This window comes from Thermotoga sp. Cell2 (assembly GCF_000789375.1).
Taxonomy (GTDB): domain Bacteria; phylum Thermotogota; class Thermotogae; order Thermotogales; family Thermotogaceae; genus Thermotoga; species Thermotoga petrophila.
In genome coordinates this window covers 1,028,883-1,045,186 of sequence record NZ_CP003409.1, presented here as the reverse complement: position 1 = coordinate 1,045,186, position 16,304 = coordinate 1,028,883, and the positions used below count along the sequence as shown (strand labels likewise).

14 protein-coding genes, 1 tRNA gene, 3 pseudogenes and 1 CRISPR repeat array are annotated in these 16,304 nt (G+C 44.1%); of the genes and pseudogenes, 11 read left to right on the top strand and 7 right to left on the bottom strand.

Annotated elements, in window-relative coordinates:
* The first annotated feature begins 12 nt into the window (after nt 1–12).
* From CELL2_RS05220 to CELL2_RS05195, 6 genes and pseudogenes are all read left to right on the top strand, one after another.
* A pseudogene (locus CELL2_RS05220) lies at nt 13–1,241 on the top strand (argininosuccinate synthase).
* A complete protein-coding gene (gene argH / locus CELL2_RS05215) occupies nt 1,238–2,434 on the top strand; it encodes an argininosuccinate lyase (RefSeq protein ID WP_038033104.1) in 1,197 nt (398 codons plus the stop codon). Before CELL2_RS05220 ends, argH begins: the two are co-directional and overlap by 4 nt.
* Entirely contained in the window at nt 2,431–3,450 is a 1,020-nt protein-coding gene (gene argC, locus CELL2_RS05210; RefSeq protein WP_038033105.1) for an N-acetyl-gamma-glutamyl-phosphate reductase, read from the top strand. Before argH ends, argC begins: the two co-directional genes overlap by 4 nt.
* A gap of 16 nt (nt 3,451–3,466) precedes the next feature.
* Entirely contained in the window at nt 3,467–4,660 is a 1,194-nt protein-coding gene (gene argJ / locus CELL2_RS05205; RefSeq protein ID WP_038033106.1) for a bifunctional glutamate N-acetyltransferase/amino-acid acetyltransferase ArgJ, read from the top strand.
* Nucleotides 4,657–5,506 (top strand): annotated as a pseudogene (gene argB, locus CELL2_RS05200) (acetylglutamate kinase). The gene argJ and the pseudogene argB overlap by 4 nt, the downstream one beginning before the upstream one ends.
* A gap of 2 nt (nt 5,507–5,508) precedes the next feature.
* Nucleotides 5,509–6,666, top strand: coding sequence for an aspartate aminotransferase family protein (locus CELL2_RS05195; RefSeq protein ID WP_038033109.1), 1,158 nt, complete (start codon nt 5,509–5,511; stop codon nt 6,664–6,666).
* A 19-nt stretch (nt 6,667–6,685) separates the two neighbouring features.
* Here the strand turns inward: CELL2_RS05195 and CELL2_RS05190 are convergent, their stop codons facing one another.
* Nucleotides 6,686–6,868 carry a hypothetical protein gene (locus tag CELL2_RS05190; RefSeq protein WP_011943618.1) on the bottom strand — a complete coding sequence of 61 codons (183 nt, stop codon included), beginning with the start codon at nt 6,866–6,868 and terminating at the stop codon, nt 6,686–6,688.
* Nucleotides 6,869–6,954: 86 nt separating this feature from the next.
* Nucleotides 6,955–7,785 (bottom strand): DMT family transporter, encoded by an 831-nt coding sequence (locus CELL2_RS05185; protein WP_235231203.1) that lies wholly within the window; start codon nt 7,783–7,785, stop codon nt 6,955–6,957.
* Nucleotides 7,786–8,113: 328 nt separating this feature from the next.
* Between CELL2_RS05185 and CELL2_RS05180 the strand changes: the two genes are divergently transcribed.
* The 3 genes from CELL2_RS05180 (at nt 8,114) to CELL2_RS05170 (ending at nt 9,008) form a co-directional block, all read left to right on the top strand.
* Complete coding sequence (locus CELL2_RS05180) at nt 8,114–8,362, top strand: helix-turn-helix transcriptional regulator (RefSeq protein ID WP_052123910.1); 249 nt, start codon at nt 8,114–8,116, stop codon at nt 8,360–8,362.
* Nucleotides 8,363–8,376: 14 nt separating this feature from the next.
* Entirely contained in the window at nt 8,377–8,694 is a 318-nt protein-coding gene (locus CELL2_RS05175) for an SPW repeat protein (RefSeq protein WP_012310897.1), read from the top strand.
* A gap of 238 nt (nt 8,695–8,932) precedes the next feature.
* Nucleotides 8,933–9,008, top strand: a tRNA-Glu gene (locus CELL2_RS05170).
* Here CELL2_RS05170 and CELL2_RS09130 read toward each other — a convergent pair.
* The gene (locus CELL2_RS09130; RefSeq protein WP_081952598.1) at nt 8,968–9,603 is read right to left on the bottom strand and encodes a YkgJ family cysteine cluster protein; all 636 of its coding nucleotides are present in this window, start codon (nt 9,601–9,603) and stop codon (nt 8,968–8,970) included. The genes CELL2_RS05170 and CELL2_RS09130 overlap by 41 nt on opposite strands.
* 75 nt (nt 9,604–9,678) lie before the next feature.
* Complete coding sequence (locus CELL2_RS05165) at nt 9,679–10,236, bottom strand: GGDEF domain-containing protein (protein ID WP_241208627.1); 558 nt, start codon at nt 10,234–10,236, stop codon at nt 9,679–9,681.
* A 440-nt stretch (nt 10,237–10,676) separates the two neighbouring features.
* Here CELL2_RS05165 and tnpA point away from each other — a divergent pair, with 440 nt between their 5' ends.
* Both tnpA and CELL2_RS05155 read left to right on the top strand, forming a co-directional pair.
* Nucleotides 10,677–10,916, top strand: coding sequence for an IS200/IS605 family transposase (tnpA, locus tag CELL2_RS05160; RefSeq protein WP_371180307.1), 240 nt, complete (start codon nt 10,677–10,679; stop codon nt 10,914–10,916).
* Nucleotides 10,901–11,947: pseudogene (locus tag CELL2_RS05155) on the top strand (RNA-guided endonuclease InsQ/TnpB family protein). Before tnpA ends, CELL2_RS05155 begins: the two are co-directional and overlap by 16 nt.
* An 87-nt stretch (nt 11,948–12,034) precedes the next feature.
* Here CELL2_RS05155 and CELL2_RS05150 read toward each other — a convergent pair.
* The 3 genes from CELL2_RS05150 to cas1b all read right to left on the bottom strand — a co-directional run bounded on the left by CELL2_RS05150 (nt 12,035) and on the right by cas1b (nt 16,304).
* The gene (locus CELL2_RS05150) at nt 12,035–12,340 is read right to left on the bottom strand and encodes a hypothetical protein (RefSeq protein ID WP_029682939.1); all 306 of its coding nucleotides are present in this window, start codon (nt 12,338–12,340) and stop codon (nt 12,035–12,037) included.
* A gap of 345 nt (nt 12,341–12,685) precedes the next feature.
* A CRISPR array of direct repeats spans nt 12,686–14,952; the repeat unit is 29 nt; unit sequence GTTCATATTCCTCTTAGGAAGATAAAAAC.
* A 77-nt stretch (nt 14,953–15,029) separates the two neighbouring features.
* Nucleotides 15,030–15,299 carry a CRISPR-associated endonuclease Cas2 gene (gene cas2, locus CELL2_RS05140; protein WP_235231200.1) on the bottom strand — a complete coding sequence of 90 codons (270 nt, stop codon included), beginning with the start codon at nt 15,297–15,299 and terminating at the stop codon, nt 15,030–15,032.
* A 21-nt stretch (nt 15,300–15,320) separates the two neighbouring features.
* Complete coding sequence (gene cas1b, locus CELL2_RS05135; protein WP_038033120.1) at nt 15,321–16,304, bottom strand: type I-B CRISPR-associated endonuclease Cas1b; 984 nt, start codon at nt 16,302–16,304, stop codon at nt 15,321–15,323.

Here is a 16,304-nt window from a genome sequence, read left to right as displayed (position 1 = left end):
GGAGGGTTCATCATGAAAGAGAAAGTTGTTCTTGCATACAGCGGTGGTCTCGATACTTCCGTCATTTTGAAGTGGCTCTGCGAAAAAGGTTTCGAAGTGATAGCCTACGTTGCGAACATTGGTCAGAAAGACGATTTCAATGCAATCAGAGAGAAGGCATTGAAAACAGGCGCTTCAAAAGTCTACGTGGAAGACCTCAGAAGGGAATTCGTCACAGATTACATATTCACCGCACTCCTTGGAAACGCCATGTACGAAGGAAGGTACCTTCTTGGAACCGCTATTGCAAGACCTCTCATAGCCAAAAGACAGGTGGAAATAGCCGAGAAAGAAGGGGCACAGTACGTTGCGCACGGTGCGACCGGGAAAGGAAACGACCAGGTGAGGTTCGAGCTCACCTACGCCGCTTTGAATCCAAATCTCAAAGTTATCTCACCCTGGAAAGACCCCGAATTTCTCGCCAAATTCAAGGGCAGAACAGATCTCATAAACTACGCCATGGAGAAAGGGATTCCAATCAAAGTCTCCAAAAAAGACCCTACAGCGAAGACGAAAACCTCATGCACATTTCCCACGAAGCGGGCAAACTGGAGGATCCCGCTTACATACCTGATGAAGACGTGTTCACATGGACAGTCTCCCCAAAGGACGCTCCGGATGAAGAAACCTTGCTCGAGATCCATTTCGAAAACGGCATTCCGGTGAAAGTTGTGAACCTCAAAGATGGAACAGAGAAAACAGATCCCCTCGAACTCTTCGAATATCTGAACGAAGTAGGTGCGAAAAACGGGGTGGGAAGACTCGACATGGTTGAAAACAGATTCATAGGTATAAAATCAAGGGGGGTGTACGAAACCCCAGGTGCGACGATCCTGTGGACCGCCCACAGAGATCTCGAAGGAATCACCATGGACAAAGAAGTCATGCACTTGAGAGACATGCTCGCTCCGAAGTTTGCGGAGCTCATATACAACGGTTTCTGGTTTTCTCCAGAAATGGAGTTCCTCCTCGCAGCGTTCAGAAAAGCACAGGAGAACGTGACCGGAAAGGTGACAGTATCCATATACAAAGGAAACGTCATGCCCGTTGCGAGGTATTCACCGTATTCGCTGTACAATCCGGAACTTTCGAGCATGGACGTCGAAGGAGGATTCAATGCCACTGACTCGAAAGGCTTCATCAACATTCACGCCCTGAGGTTGAAGGTCCACCAGCTCGTGAAAAAGGGGTATCAAAAATGAGCGAAAAACTCTGGGAAAAGGGCTACAAAGTCAACGAAGAAGTAGAAAAATTCACCGTCGGAGACGATTACGTAACGGACATGAAGATCATAGAATACGACATAAAGGCCTCCATAGTACACTCCAGGATGCTACACAAAATAGGCCTTCTGAGTGCGGAAGAACAAAAGAAAATAGAAGAAGCGCTCAGTGAACTCCTCAATCTTGTAAAAGAAGGAAAGTTCCAGATAAAACCGGAGGAGGAAGACTGCCACACTGCCATCGAGAACTTCCTCGTGAAAAAGCTTGGAGAGATCGGAAAAAAGATACACACCGCTCGCTCAAGGAACGATCAGGTCTTAACCGCACTGAGACTCATGTACAAGGAAGAATTGAAAGAGATAGAAAACCTCATCAGAGAGCTCCAAAAGAGCCTGGAAAGATTCATAGAAAAGTTCGGTGACGTGAAATTTCCAGGATACACCCACACCAGAAAGGCGATGCCAACTGATTTTGCAACGTGGGCTGGGGCGCTGAAAGACGCCCTCGAAGACGATCTGAAACTTCTAAAAACAACTTACGAAATCGTAGATCAATCTCCTCTGGGGACGGGAGCTGGCTACGGTGTTCCCATCGACATAGACAGAGAGTTCACAGCGAAAGAACTCGGATTCTCGAGGGTCCAGTGGAATCCCATCTACACCCAGAACAGCAGGGGAAAGTTCGAATATCTTATTCTTCACACGCTCTCTCAGATATCTTACGATCTGAACCGGTTCGCCTCCGATATCATATTCTTTTCTCTTCCAGAGATAGGTTATCTCAAGCTACCAAAAGAGCTCTGCACAGGAAGTTCCATCATGCCGCACAAAATAAATCCGGATCCACTGGAACTCGTAAGGGCCTACCACCACGCGATAGTTTCGAAGATGCTGATGACGGTCACCCTGCCGTCGAATCTCATCTTCGGTTACCACAGAGATTTCCAGCTTCTGAAGAAGCCGGTGATAGAGGCTTTCGAAGTTGTTAAGAATATCGTAAGAATAATGAAAATAATTTTTGACCATCTTGAAGTTGATAAAGAAAGATCCGAGTCTAGTATTACTGAGGAAGTACTGGCCACACACAAGGTCTATGAACTTGTGAAACAGGGAGTGCCGTTCCGTGACGCTTACAGGATGGTGGCGGAAAAGTACGGGAGGGAAAAAGATTGATCAGAGCTGGAATAATAGGTGTGACAGGGTATACAGGGCTGGAACTCGTCAGGCTTTTGAAGAGCCATCCCGAGGTGAAGATAACCTATCTGTCCTCGAGAACCTACGCTGGAAAGAAACTCGAAGAAGTCTTCCCTTCGACACTAGAAGACAGTGTGCTCAGCGAGTTCGATCCAGAGGAAGTTTCAAAGAATTGCGATGTTCTTTTCACAGCGCTTCCGGCCGGTGCGAGCTATGATCTCGTCAAAGAGATTGAAGGTGTTAGGGTAATAGATCTTGGCGCGGATTTTCGTTTCGACAATCCGAAGGTGTACAAAGAGTGGTACGAAAAAGAGCTACCGGGATACGAGAATGTAAAAAGAGTCTATGGACTTCCAGAACTCCATCGTGAGGAGATAAAGAACGCTCAGGTGGTGGGAAACCCCGGATGTTATCCCACGAGCGTCATCCTCGCTCTCGCTCCCGCACTGAAGCACAACCTTGTGGATCCGGAAACGATACTGGTCGACGCGAAATCTGGAGTTTCCGGAGCGGGAAGAAAAGAAAAGGTGGATTATCTCTTTTCCGAGGTGAACGAAAGTCTCAGACCTTACAACGTGGCAAAGCACAGACACGTTCCCGAGATGGAACAGGAACTTGAGAAGATCTCAGGTAAGAAAGTGAACGTGGTGTTTACACCTCATCTTGTTCCCATGACACGTGGTATCCTCTCGACGATATACGTGAAAACGGATAAATCCCTCGAAGAGATATACGAAGCGTACCTCGAATTCTACAGGAACGAACCGTTCGTTCATGTTCTTCCCACGGGAATTTATCCCTCAACAAAATGGTGCTATGGATCCAACCACGTGTTCATTGGTATGCAGATGGAAGAAAGAACAAACACTCTCATACTGATGAGTGCAATAGACAATCTCGTGAAGGGGGCGTCGGGGCAGGCAGTTCAGAATATGAACATCATGTTCGGGCTGGCCGAGACAAAAGGACTCGAATTCACTCCAATATATCCATGAAAGGGGTTGAAAAAGAGTGTTCACTCCCAAGGGCTTCAGGTTCGCAGGAGTACACTGCAAGATAAAGAAGAAAAGAAGAGACCTCGGGATCATCTTCTCTGAAGCGCCGTGTGTTGCAGCGGGAGTCTTCACCACCAACGTTGTTAAAGCAGCACCGGTGATTTACGACATGGAGATACTGAAGAAGAATCCGAACGGCATCAGAGCGATCGTTGTGAACAGCGGTGTGGCCAACGCATGTACCGGTGAACAGGGAATGATCAACGCAAGGAGGATGGCAGAGAAAGCGGCTGAAGAGCTCGGTGTTCCTGTTGAAAGCGTCCTCGTCTCTTCCACAGGGGTAATAGGGGTTCAGCTTCCCATGGACAAGGTGGAAAACGGTATAGAAGAAGCGGTGAAGGTGCTTTCAAACGATCCTCTTCCGTTTGCCGAGGCAATCATGACAACCGACACAAAGGTGAAGATGCACAGCACCAAGGTGACGATCGACGGAAAAGAAATCACCGTTCTAGGAATCGCCAAGGGATCCGGCATGATTCATCCCAACATGGCGACCATGCTTTCGTTCATAACGACAGACGCGAAAATTTCCGAAGAAGCCCTGAAAAAACTCTTAAAGCTCTCAGTCGATGATTCCTACAACATGATAGACGTCGATGGAGACACGAGCACGAACGACATGGTGATCGTTCTCGCAAACGGTCTTGCGGGCAACACAACGATCCAGCCCGAAACGGATGGTTTCTGGAAGCTCTACGAAGCCGTTCACGAGGTGAATCAGGTTCTCGCGGAGAAAATAGTGGAAGACGGCGAAGGAGCAACGAAAGTCATGGAAGTTCATGTTGTCAACGCCCCAGATATGAAATCAGCGAGACTGATCGCCAGATCGATCGTTTCCTCAAACCTCGTGAAGACAGCCGTATACGGGGAGGACGCGAACTGGGGAAGGATCATCGCCGCGGCGGGGTACTCCGGTGCAACTTTCGATCCCGACAAACTCGACCTGTTCTTTGAAAGCGAGGCAGGAAGGATAAAGGTGGCGGAAAACGGGCAGGGAGTACCTTTCGACGAGGAAGAGGCGAAGAAGATTCTCAGCGAAAAGAAGATAAGAATAATCCTCGACATGAAACAGGGAAAAGAGACCGCAAAAGCGTGGGGATGTGATCTCACAGAGAAGTACGTTGAGATAAACGGGAGGTACAGAACATGAGGATCGACACGGTCAACGTTCTCCTCGAAGCTCTTCCATACATAAAGGAATTCTACGGAAAAACCTTTGTCATAAAGTTCGGCGGCAGTGCGATGAAGCAGGAGAACGCAAAGAAAGCCTTCATCCAGGATATAATTCTCCTGAAGTACACCGGGATAAAACCGATCATCGTTCACGGTGGAGGGCCTGCCATCTCCCAGATGATGAAGGACCTCGGTATAGAACCTGTTTTCAAGAACGGGCACAGGGTGACCGACGAGAAAACCATGGAGATCGTTGAGATGGTCCTCGTTGGAAAGATCAACAAAGAAATCGTGATGAACTTGAACCTGCACAGTGGACGGGCCGTTGGAATCTGTGGAAAAGATTCAAAACTCATAGTGGCAGAAAAGGAGACGAAACACGGAGACATAGGTTACGTTGGAAAAGTGAAGAAGGTCAATCCAGAAATTCTTCATGCACTGATAGAAAACGATTACATCCCGGTGATCGCCCCTGTGGGAATAGGAGAAGACGGTCACTCCTACAACATAAACGCCGATACCGCAGCTGCAGAGATAGCGAAAAGCCTGATGGCAGAAAAGCTCATCCTCCTCACGGACGTGGACGGTGTTCTGAAGGGTGATAAACTCATCTCCACTCTGACACCGGACGAAGCAGAGGATCTGATCAGAGACGGCACAGTGACGGGGGGAATGATTCCAAAGGTTGAATGCGCCGTGTCTGCAGTGAGGGGGGGGAGTGGGAGCCGTTCACATCATAAACGGGGGATTGGAACACGCGATCCTGCTGGAGATATTCAGCAGGAAGGGTATCGGAACCATGATAAAAGAACTGGAGGGGTAAAGATGTATCTGATGAACACTTACAGCAGGTTTTCAGCAACGTTTGTCTATGGCAAAGGCTCCTGGATCTATGACGAAAAAGGAAACGCGTATCTCGATTTCACTTCAGGAATAGCGGTGAACGTCCTCGGACACTCTCATCCTCGACTGGTGGAGGCCATAAAGGATCAGGCAGAGAAACTCATTCACTGTTCAAATCTTTTCTGGAACCGTCCGCAGATGGAACTGGCAGAACTTCTGTCGAAGAACACGTTCGGTGGCAATGTTTTCTTCGCGAACACGGGAACCGAAGCGAACGAAGCCGCCATAAAGATAGCGAGAAAATACGGAAAGAAAAAGAGTGAAAAAAAATACAAAATCCTCTCCGCCCACAACTCTTTCCACGGAAGAACTCTGGGCTCCCTCACAGCGACGGGACAGCCGAAATATCAGAAACCTTTCGAACCGCTCGTTCCCGGTTTTGAATACTTCGAGTTCAACAACATAGAAGATCTGAGAAAAAAGATGTCAGAAGACGTGTGTGCTGTGTTCCTCGAACCGATTCAGGGAGAAAGCGGAATAGTACCAGCCACCAAAGAATTCCTTGAAGGGGCTAGAAAACTCTGCGACGAGTACGATGCACTTCTTGTGTTCGACGAGGTTCAGTGTGGAATGGGAAGGACAGGAAAACTCTTCGCGTATCAAAGGTACGGAGTCGTTCCGGACGTTCTCACAACCGCCAAGGGACTCGGTGGGGGAGTCCCCATCGGAGCTGTCATCGTGAACGAAAGGGCGGATGTTCTGGAGCCGGGAGATCACGGCACCACGTTCGGAGGAAACCCGCTCGCCTGTAGGGCCGGGGTGACCGTGATCAAAGAGTTGACGAAGGAAGGCTTCCTCGAAGAAGTGGAAGAGAAAGGAAACTACCTCATGAAAAAGCTCCAGGAAATGAAAGAAGAATTCGACTTGGTAGCCGACGTGAGGGGAATGGGGCTTATGATAGGGATTCAGTTTAGAGAGGAAGTGAACAACAGAGAGATCGCCACGAAATGCTTTGAAAATAAACTGCTCGTCGTTCCGGCAGGCAACAACACAATCAGACTTTTACCACCGCTCACGGTAGAGTACGGAGAGATAGACCTGGCGGTTGAGACACTCAAAAAAGTCCTGAGAGAAATTTGAAAGGGAGGCAAAGCCTCCCTCATTTTTTCTTCTTTTTTTTGCTTTCTTCCTCTTCTTTTTCCATTTCCATCACTTCTCCTTCTTCACCCAGCTGTTCGAGCTCTCCGCCGCATTTTTCGCAGTATTTGTTCAGCTGATATTCAATGGACGTTGCGGAGTAGTAGATTGCTCCACATTTTTTGCATCTGTATATGTAAGGCATGAAAACACCCCCTCGTGAATATTACCGCGTCTTATGAGACTTCGCTTCGCTCCTGTGATATATTCTAATACTTTATTTGGACAGTTTCAAGTTTTCAGAATGAATAATACAAGTCCTACCACTGCAACTATAAAACCGATGATTTCAAAAAATGTTACAGTTTCACCCAAAAGAAGAAAAGACCACAGAATAGAAAGAACCGGCTCTCCAACCAGAACAACACCCACTACGCTTGAAGGTAAATATTTGAGCGAGAGATTGATGAAAAGATACCCCAGAAACGAACATCCCACCCCCAGACCGATGAGAATGAACCACTCCCTCGCTTCAACGACCCTGAACGATGGCACAAGAAAAGCCAGAACAGTCGAAGCTAAGGCGTGTGTTTTCAGGCTGAAGTTCATACTTCCCATGGCCCTGTTCAGGTATCTTCCAAGAACAAGGTATCCACAAAAGAACACCACACCGATAACTGCGAGCAAATCACCCCTCGAAATACCTGAAAAACCCTCTTTTCCAGCAAGAGCCAGTACCACCCCCGCAACGACCGTGCTTCCCGTGACGATTCTGAAAGGGCCGAGCCTTTCACCGTAGACCAGCCACGAGAGCAATCCCGTTAAAACAGGCTGAAGCGTCAAAGGTATAACGGCTCCGGCAACGGTGGTGTGGTTGAAGGCAGAAACCCAGAAGAAAAAGTGCATCGCAAGGAAAAAGCCAGCAGCCAAAGAGAGAACTTCCTTTTTCAAAGAAAAAAGCTCAACTCTTCTCTTCACCAGAAAGAAAAACAGTGAAGCGATGAAAACCCTGTAGAAAGCGATGGTCGCAGGTGGAAGAGAAGAGAGTTTTATGAGTATCCCCGAAAAGGACGCCGCTAAAACACTGAGTAAAAGATAGAAAACGGGTTTCAAGTGCTTCACATCCCCCGAAAACGTTGTTGAGCTGTTTATCATTTTACAATACCAGGTCAAAAGCAAGTGTTCGAATACTCTTGGGGATGCCAGCCACATAGAATGATAAGTATTTTCCTCAAAATTTCATGAAACCGTTTCATTAACGACTTGACTTTGAATCACGGGAGGATATAACATATGAACAGATGATCATATGTTTATTTACTTGCTCAGAGGTGATGACCGTGGTTGACAGCTTTAGTATGGAAAACGAATTCGATCTGGAAAAATTCGCTTGCAAGCAGTGGATAGAAGCAAACGATGAGATGATAGAGCATTTATCGGATTTTTCTCGATGTTTTCAAATCCAACAAGACTCAGAATACTGCTCCTCCTCTCGAAAAAAGAGATGTGCGTTGGAAAGATAGCCGAGATCCTGAGGATGGATCAATCGGCAGTGTCAGCTCAGCTCAAAGTTCTGCGACATCTGAACCTCGTAAAAGCCAAACGTCACGGTAGATACATGCGATACAAACTGAACAACAAACACGTCAAAAATGTGCTCAGGGAAGGTTTTAAGTACGTTTTAAAAATTTCCCAATGAGAGGAGGGATTGGTATGTCTTGGAGAGGTTGGCTTGTCCTCATCTTCTCGCTCTGGTTGATCGTTGCTTCCCTCATTCCTGGAATCGTCGGCAGCAAAGGAGCGAACATTGCGGATTTTCTGATCGTCGGTGTTGTTCTTCTGATAGCGGGTATTTTCATGCTTGGAACCTCAAAAGTTGCTGGCTGGATTGAGCTCTTGCTGGGAATCTGGTTGATCATAGCCGCTTTCATTCCGGGTATAACCGGTTCCAAAGGAGCAGCGCTTGCGAACGGCCTGGTAGTTGGTATAATCGCTCTGATCTTTGCTTTCTTCGACAGAAAGAAACAGTAAAGAGATAACGGGGGCCTCGTGGCCCCCTTGATTTTTGGATGAACACTGGAAGTTATTAAATCGTACTGGTAAACCGGTTGCTATACTGAACAAATGAACTACGAGTGTGATTCTGGGATCAAAAAGATAGAAGACAGTAATTCACATGAAGCATTATCCCGTAACGATTTATTTACATCCTCGACCACTTGAACAATTCCGTATTTTATAGTATATTTCTTTCTGGTGCATACCTCATGCCCCCATCGTCTAGCGGCCTAGGACACTGGCCTTTCAAGCCAGAGGCAGGGGTTCGAATCCCCTTGGGGGCGCCATGATTGAAGGGATGTCGAAGAGACATCCCTTTTCTTTTTTTGATTTACCCCATGCATTTTTGAAATTGAACACCGGAAAAATCCGATAGTAAACGTATTCCAATGCCTTTTTCAGGGCTATATTTATGGGATATCTTTCTTGCGCGAGGAAGAAGTCTATGGCGAGCAGTTTTGAGTATACTTCACTGCAGTTTGGAAGGCTTTCAATAAGACTGGAAAGCACAGGTTTCAGATATTTGCATCCCCACACTTCTGGTTTTTCCTTTCTAAGAACATAACTTCCCGAGAAGAGGCGACACACCAGCGGTCTGAAAGAGTGATACGAACAACCACCACGTTCAGAGTGTGGATCGAAGAGTACACATCGATCCAGTTCATCAACGTTCTCAAGTATTTCTAGCCACTTCTCTATTGAATCGTTTTGCAAGAGGTGAATTGCGAGGGGAATAAACTCGAGAACGGTGGCTTCAATATTAACAGAGGGAGTATTACAACACTCCCTACATCCACCACAGGTGGGAAGGTCTTTCTGAATACCATCCAGTTCCTCGTAAAGTTTTATAACCTGGGAAGAAAGTTCTATCAGCCTTTCCACGAAGGATATTTATAACTTGCCGAAGTTAAAAAACAGATAAGAATTCTGAAAAAAGGAGGAATAAAAATTGAAAAATCATGAACGCAGGAGATATAGTGCTCTCATTCCCTTTGCTTTGTACATCCTCATATCCGCTACTTTCAAAAGTTCTTCAAGATTTTCCCCGTCTTCGGGAAATCCGGCAACACCTATGTTCGATGCAACAGTTAAAACTGTGTTTCTCACTCTGACGGGTTCTCTGAAGGCGGAAAGAATTCTTTCCAGGAAAGATTTCAGATACTCTTCTTTCATATCGTAGAGGAGAATGGTAAACTCATCGCCACCGTATCGGGCCACCACATCGCTTCTTCTTACCCTGTCCAGAATCCTTTTTGAAACTGTCCTCAATATCTCATCACCTACCAAGTGGCCGTATGTGTCATTTATCGCCTTAAACCCAGCAAGATCCATAAAAAGAACGAATACCTTCTTTCCCTCACGCTTTGCTAAATCCAGATATCTTTTTCCTAACTCAAAGAGATAGCGTCTGTTTGGAAGCCCTGTTAACGGATCGTGATAGGCCATGTATTCCAGTTCTTTTATACCAAACGAAAGATCTTCCCTTTCAAAGGTCGTCAGCAGAGTCTGAATCAAAAGAAGAGCATCTTTGCTCAAAGGCCTTTTTAGATATAGGATCAAAGACCTTCTATACTTACTGTCTTTCAATACTGAGATAATTGCAGATGTGCTACTACATACATTGATAAGATGAGTCAGTTCCTCTGAAGTAAAGAAAAACCCCTCTTTGAAAAAGGGAGGAACTTTCCCCTCGGAAACTCTCACAGAGAGCTTTCCATTCTCACTGTCGCTTTCCAGAAGAACAAAACCAATTACAGGTTGTAAAGAATAAAACACTTTTTTCAAAAATTCAAAATGACCGTTATTCACAGTTGTCACCTTCTGAGATTCAACTTTTTATTGTCTGAATTTTATCACAGTATTCTTTCAAAAATGACAGAAAAATAGCCTCGCAAGCCCTTCCGCTTCAGTGGGACTGGTGAGAGGCTTGTTGGTCATGTTCGTGTTATGATTGGGTGTTGTCGCTATCGATCCAACCGGATCATGTGCATCTTTTTGTTTCTGCGCCTCCTCGGTTAGCTCCGGCACAAATAGTCAACCTGTTCAAAGGGGTGTCTTCAAAAAAGCTTCTCGAAAAATTCCCGCACCTGAGAACAAGAGAAGGATTGTGGAGCAGAACATACTATGTGGGCTCAGCGGGCACCGTTTCAGAAGAAACCATCAGGAGGCACATTGAAGAGTGTCAAGATATGTGAGAACCTACAAAGTCCCTGTGCCAGTGGAATTGTATCCTTTGTGTTCTGAACTGAACAGGATCGCCGCTCGGATCTACAACAAAACCATGTCGCTGGTCAAAAAGATCAAAAACAAGAGAGGAAAAATTTTCTGCCGTTCATTTGGAAAGATCAAGCCATCAAGCTTTTGCCGGATGGGAAAGTCAAGCTCTCGATGGGACGCAATCGAGAGCCATTTGTAATCCCCACAACGTTGCCAGCCGGTACAACAATCAGGCAAGCCAAGTTGGTTTACGAAGCCGGTCGGTATTATCTTCACCTTGCGATAGAGGTGAAGAGTGAGCACAAGAGAGGCCAGAGCCAGAAAGTTATGTCCGTAGACGTCGGAATACTCCGCCCGATAACCTGTTTCGATGGTTCTGAGGTGATTTCATATCACGGTGGTGTTCTCAACAGCATACTCAGATACCGAAACAAAAGACTAGCAGATATCCAGGGGGCTTTGAGTCGATGCCAAAAGGGCTCACGAAGGTATAAAAAACTGTCGAGAGCCAAAAGAAGGGTGCTGTACAAGACGAGAAACCAAATCAACGACGTGCTCCACAAAATCACGAGCCACTTCATCGGTTTATGCGTGCAAAAGAACATAAGCACCATTGTCGTCGGAGACATTACGAACATAAGAGAACGCACAAACGGCAACGATAATTTCAATCAAAAACTGCACCAATGGGCCTTCAGAAAGCTCATGAGCCAGATAGAATACAAAGCGCAAATATTCGGCATCGAGGTTGTGCGCATTTCTGAAAGCGCATACAAGCAAAACGTGTCCTGTATGCGGCACTCAAAACAGGCCGTCTGGACGAAATTACAAGTGCGCCGGCTGTGGTTTTGAGTATCACAGGGACGGAGTTGGAGCAATCAACATTTGGAAAAGGTATCTTGGGACGAAGTCCCAAGTAGTAGCGGGATTGGCACCCGCCAGAGGTGTGAGGTTTAACCCACACCTCTGTGGTCATGGAGCGATTAGCGCTCCATGGAAGGCAGCCTAAGAGCTGCCAAGAATCCCATCCCCTTTAGGGGATCGGGAGTGTCAACAAATAATTTTCGATGGTGTGATATAAGAGGAAAAACCACCTCTACTGAGATGTAAAAGGTTCAGATCTTTTAGTAGGTTTCTTTTCTGCTTCGATTTGAAAAACGAGCCATTTGTTATCTATCAAAATCCAGAGATCAGATGGTGTTTTGAGTTCAGTTTTGACCCTTTTTGCCGCGGGTACTGCCAGACCTGCCATGGTCGCTGGTACCTCGTACAGGTACCACCATCTTAGCTTCTGAAGACGTTGCAATCCCTCGTTCTTAGTCAGGACATCTTTGAGCTTAATTTCTCCCGCATGATTACGCCTGCACATATCCAGCGTGCTGATATCTCCCACAAAAATCATCGTACCAAACACCTCCTTAAAGAACTCTCAAAAGCGCATTTCAAAGGGTTATAAAATTCTTATCCATATTTTCAGTGCCTTTTTTGATCGAAACCCACAGATGATCTATCTTGATCTTTTTATCTAAATACCTCACAGTTGTTATAAGAATTGTTTTTTTCGAGAAAGGACTTCCTGTGGTACCAAACACTTTGATTTTCCCTCTAACAGAAACTCTCTTTCCAACAAAAGTTCGTTTTTAATTTTTTTCTTGTCTTGCTTGATATCCCATCCATCCCCCTTGAGTACAGATTTCAAAAAATGTGTAAGAAAAAAGCCCCGCTTGATGCGGGAATTCTTATTGATTTATGATTTCTCATTAGGAGGATAAAAAATAGCAGTGGTTCACCTTTCCATCTATCACATCACGCCATTCATATTCCTCTTAGGAAGATAAAAACGAGGCTATTACTACTCATATCAAATTGGGGCTTTCCGAGTTCATATTCCTCTTAGGAAGATAAAACTAGTAGGCTGTGCGGTTTCGGTTACTGCTTGTTTTGATGTTCATATTCCTCTTAGGAAGATAAAAACGCTCCCTTCCATTCTTTGTAGGGAAATTTCAACTCGCGTTCATATTCCTCTTAGGAAGATAAAAACGTAGTTGTCAATCGCAGGCTTGCTAACGGTCTCCACAGTTCATATTCCTCTTAGGAAGATAAAAACGGCCAAGGGATATAGGCGATTTGCGAATATAGCCAATGTTCATATTCCTCTTAGGAAGATAAAAACTTGGATTGATAACCGCTATTCGGCGTTGACGGCGCCATAGTTCATATTCCTCTTAGGAAGATAAAAACTTCGACATACAAATAGAGATCGGTGTATGTGTTGATGGTTCATATTCCTCTTAGGAAGATAAAAACTGCACCGTCCTCTGCAACCTCCATTACAATTGCCCGGGTTCATATTCCTCTTAGGAAGATAAAAACTGAGCATAACATCTACAGAATTAACTCTCGAATTATAGTTCATATTCCTCTTAGGAAGATAAAAACCCTTTTCGATCGGAAAGTACATCACCCAGCAGATCACGTTCATATTCCTCTTAGGAAGATAAAAACTCTTTTCCCTTCAGTGTCCACATCGTCTATGAAAAGGTTCATATTCCTCTTAGGAAGATAAAAACTGACAGTAAAAAGAGAGATAGTTGTCTACGACGAAAGTTCATATTCCTCTTAGGAAGATAAAAACCTTCCTTTCTCATTCAGATTCGCTTTTGCTCTGTGGAGTTCATATTCCTCTTAGGAAGATAAAAACTAATATCGAACAGGAGATCAAGAAGCTTACACAGAAAGTTCATATTCCTCTTAGGAAGATAAAAACCAGGGGTGACTACGATCTTTTCGAAAACGCCGACATAGTTCATATTCCTCTTAGGAAGATAAAAACGAGGAAGAAAAAGAGCAAGCAAGAGAGGCCATTTTGTTCATATTCCTCTTAGGAAGATAAAAACATACAGAGAGGAGAAGCAAAAGGAGGGAGATGAAGGGTTCATATTCCTCTTAGGAAGATAAAAACGAAAGACTCTCACTCTCAAGCTACAGGTGTTTCCATTGTTCATATTCCTCTTAGGAAGATAAAAACCAGTACCCTTCCTATGAAACTTCGTGTTGTGTCTATGTCGTTCATATTCCTCTTAGGAAGATAAAAACGATTGAAACGATCTGACATTCGAATTTCAAAGGTGTGTTCATATTCCTCTTAGGAAGATAAAAACGCGTAGTCCGAAAGGGAGATCGTTTCGTATGTTCCAGCGTTCATATTCCTCTTAGGAAGATAAAAACTTCTTTTGAGTTTCTCCTCTGGTACATATTTTTCTAGTTCATATTCCTCTTAGGAAGATAAAAACCCTACACATGGTACTACGATCTCTTTGCTTTAGGAGCGTTCATATTCCTCTTAGGAAGATAAAAACTATTGTGTTCTTTAAAAATAGAATACCACATATAGTGTTCATATTCCTCTTAGGAAGATAAAAACTCAGTATGTCCACATCGCTTATACCTGTGATCTGCGTTCATATTCCTCTTAGGAAGATAAAAACTCAGCATCGCTGTCCTCTCAATCCTGGCATTCGTCATGTTCATATTCCTCTTAGGAAGATAAAAACTTCGTATCGAGAAACGTATGCCTTCACTGGGTATATCGTTCATATTCCTCTTAGGAAGATAAAAACCTTAACCAGTCAAGTAATTTCCATTCAACAAGGATCGTTCATATTCCTCTTAGGAAGATAAAAACAAAATGGGTCTTTCACAGTACAAAATAGCTGAAATTCTGTTCATATTCCTCTTAGGAAGATAAAAACGCAGTTGTGGTCAGAAAGATGTTCGAACTTTTTCTGCGTTCATATTCCTCTTAGGAAGATAAAAACGACTACAGCCCTCCCGTGCAGAAACACAGTGCCGTCGTTCATATTCCTCTTAGGAAGATAAAAACAAAAAAACAGAACACAAAGTGCAAATCGGCATCGATCGTTCATATTCCTCTTAGGAAGATAAAAACTGGAGTTCCCAGAACTACTTATGCAAAGAAGTAAGCGTTCATATTCCTCTTAGGAAGATAAAAACCGCATTCAGCTTTTCAGTAAAAAAACACATTATAGAACATTTGTTAGATGAGTATTGCGTCAAACCTCCGGTTTTGTTTAAATGAAATTAGATGTTGGATCGTCCGTGTTGGTCAGGATGTCTCTTTCTATCATAATAGAAGGTGGCATTTTGTAAATTATCACAAAGTCTTCGTCATTATCAATGATGCATTGTAGTTCAAATTTCAGTTTCTCGATTTCTCCCTCCGTTAGTTCACCTTCAAAAACTGACTTTTGAACATGGTCTAGATATCTTCTAGCTATTTTCCTTACTCTGTTTAATCGCCTCACTCCTTCTTTTGTCTCAGTAGAAATGTCGTAAACCAAAATTACCCTCATTGATATCACCTACCACCAGACTTTGAGAGGCCTGTACTCATCTTCTCCAAGCAGATGTTTGATTATTTTATAAGCCTCCAATCTTATGAAAGATTGATATTTAACCTTTCTCTTCAGCTTTCTATGAAGAACTGTTTGTTGAAGCATATTTTCAAATTCCTCCACAAATATTCTTCGACCTTCATCGTTTAAAAACACTCCATTAGACTCTTGAAGGAAATGTTTTTCACGCTTAATCTTTCTAAGATTTATGAGTTTGAATATTATTCTATCAACAAAAATAGGTTTAAATATCTCCGATATGTCCAAAGCAAGGGAAAACCTTTTGGTACCAGGTTCATGAAGATAACTAACGGTAGGATTCAAATGTGTGTGATAAAGTTCCTTCAGAACAATGGAGTAGGTAAGAGAGTTTCCAAAGGAAATAAGAGCATTCAGTTCATTCAAAGGTGGTTGCATACTTCTCTCCTCAAACGGCCAGCCTGTTATATCTTCCCAGATAGAGTAATAGAGCTTTCTGGCGTGCGCTTCACAACTCATGAGTTCTGGAATTGTCGCTACGTGTTTTATTCTTTCCTGATATTCGGATATTTTACTGACAATATCAAATCCTCTTTTTTCAATGTTTCGTTTGAAGTTATGGATTGCTCCTTCCACAAACTTTCTCGCCAAACTCAATCTTTTCTCACTATCCAGATAGTGTTCCACCTGTCTTACCAAAAGTTCCCCTGAGAGAAATTTTTCCCTTGGATAAAAAGAGCCGGTGTAATATCCATAATAGTTGAAAAAATGAAGAACGATATTGTTTTTTGCAGCAAAATCCAGAAATTTTGAATTCAAATCAACCTCACCCAGGAAAAATATCTGTTCAACATTCTCTACCGGAATGAATCTTTTTTGCTGTTTCCCATCCCTATCCTGATATTCTATTAAGATACTATTTTCCCGTCTTCGGATTCTTCCAGAAGAAAACACATAATAGTTCTTTCCCAT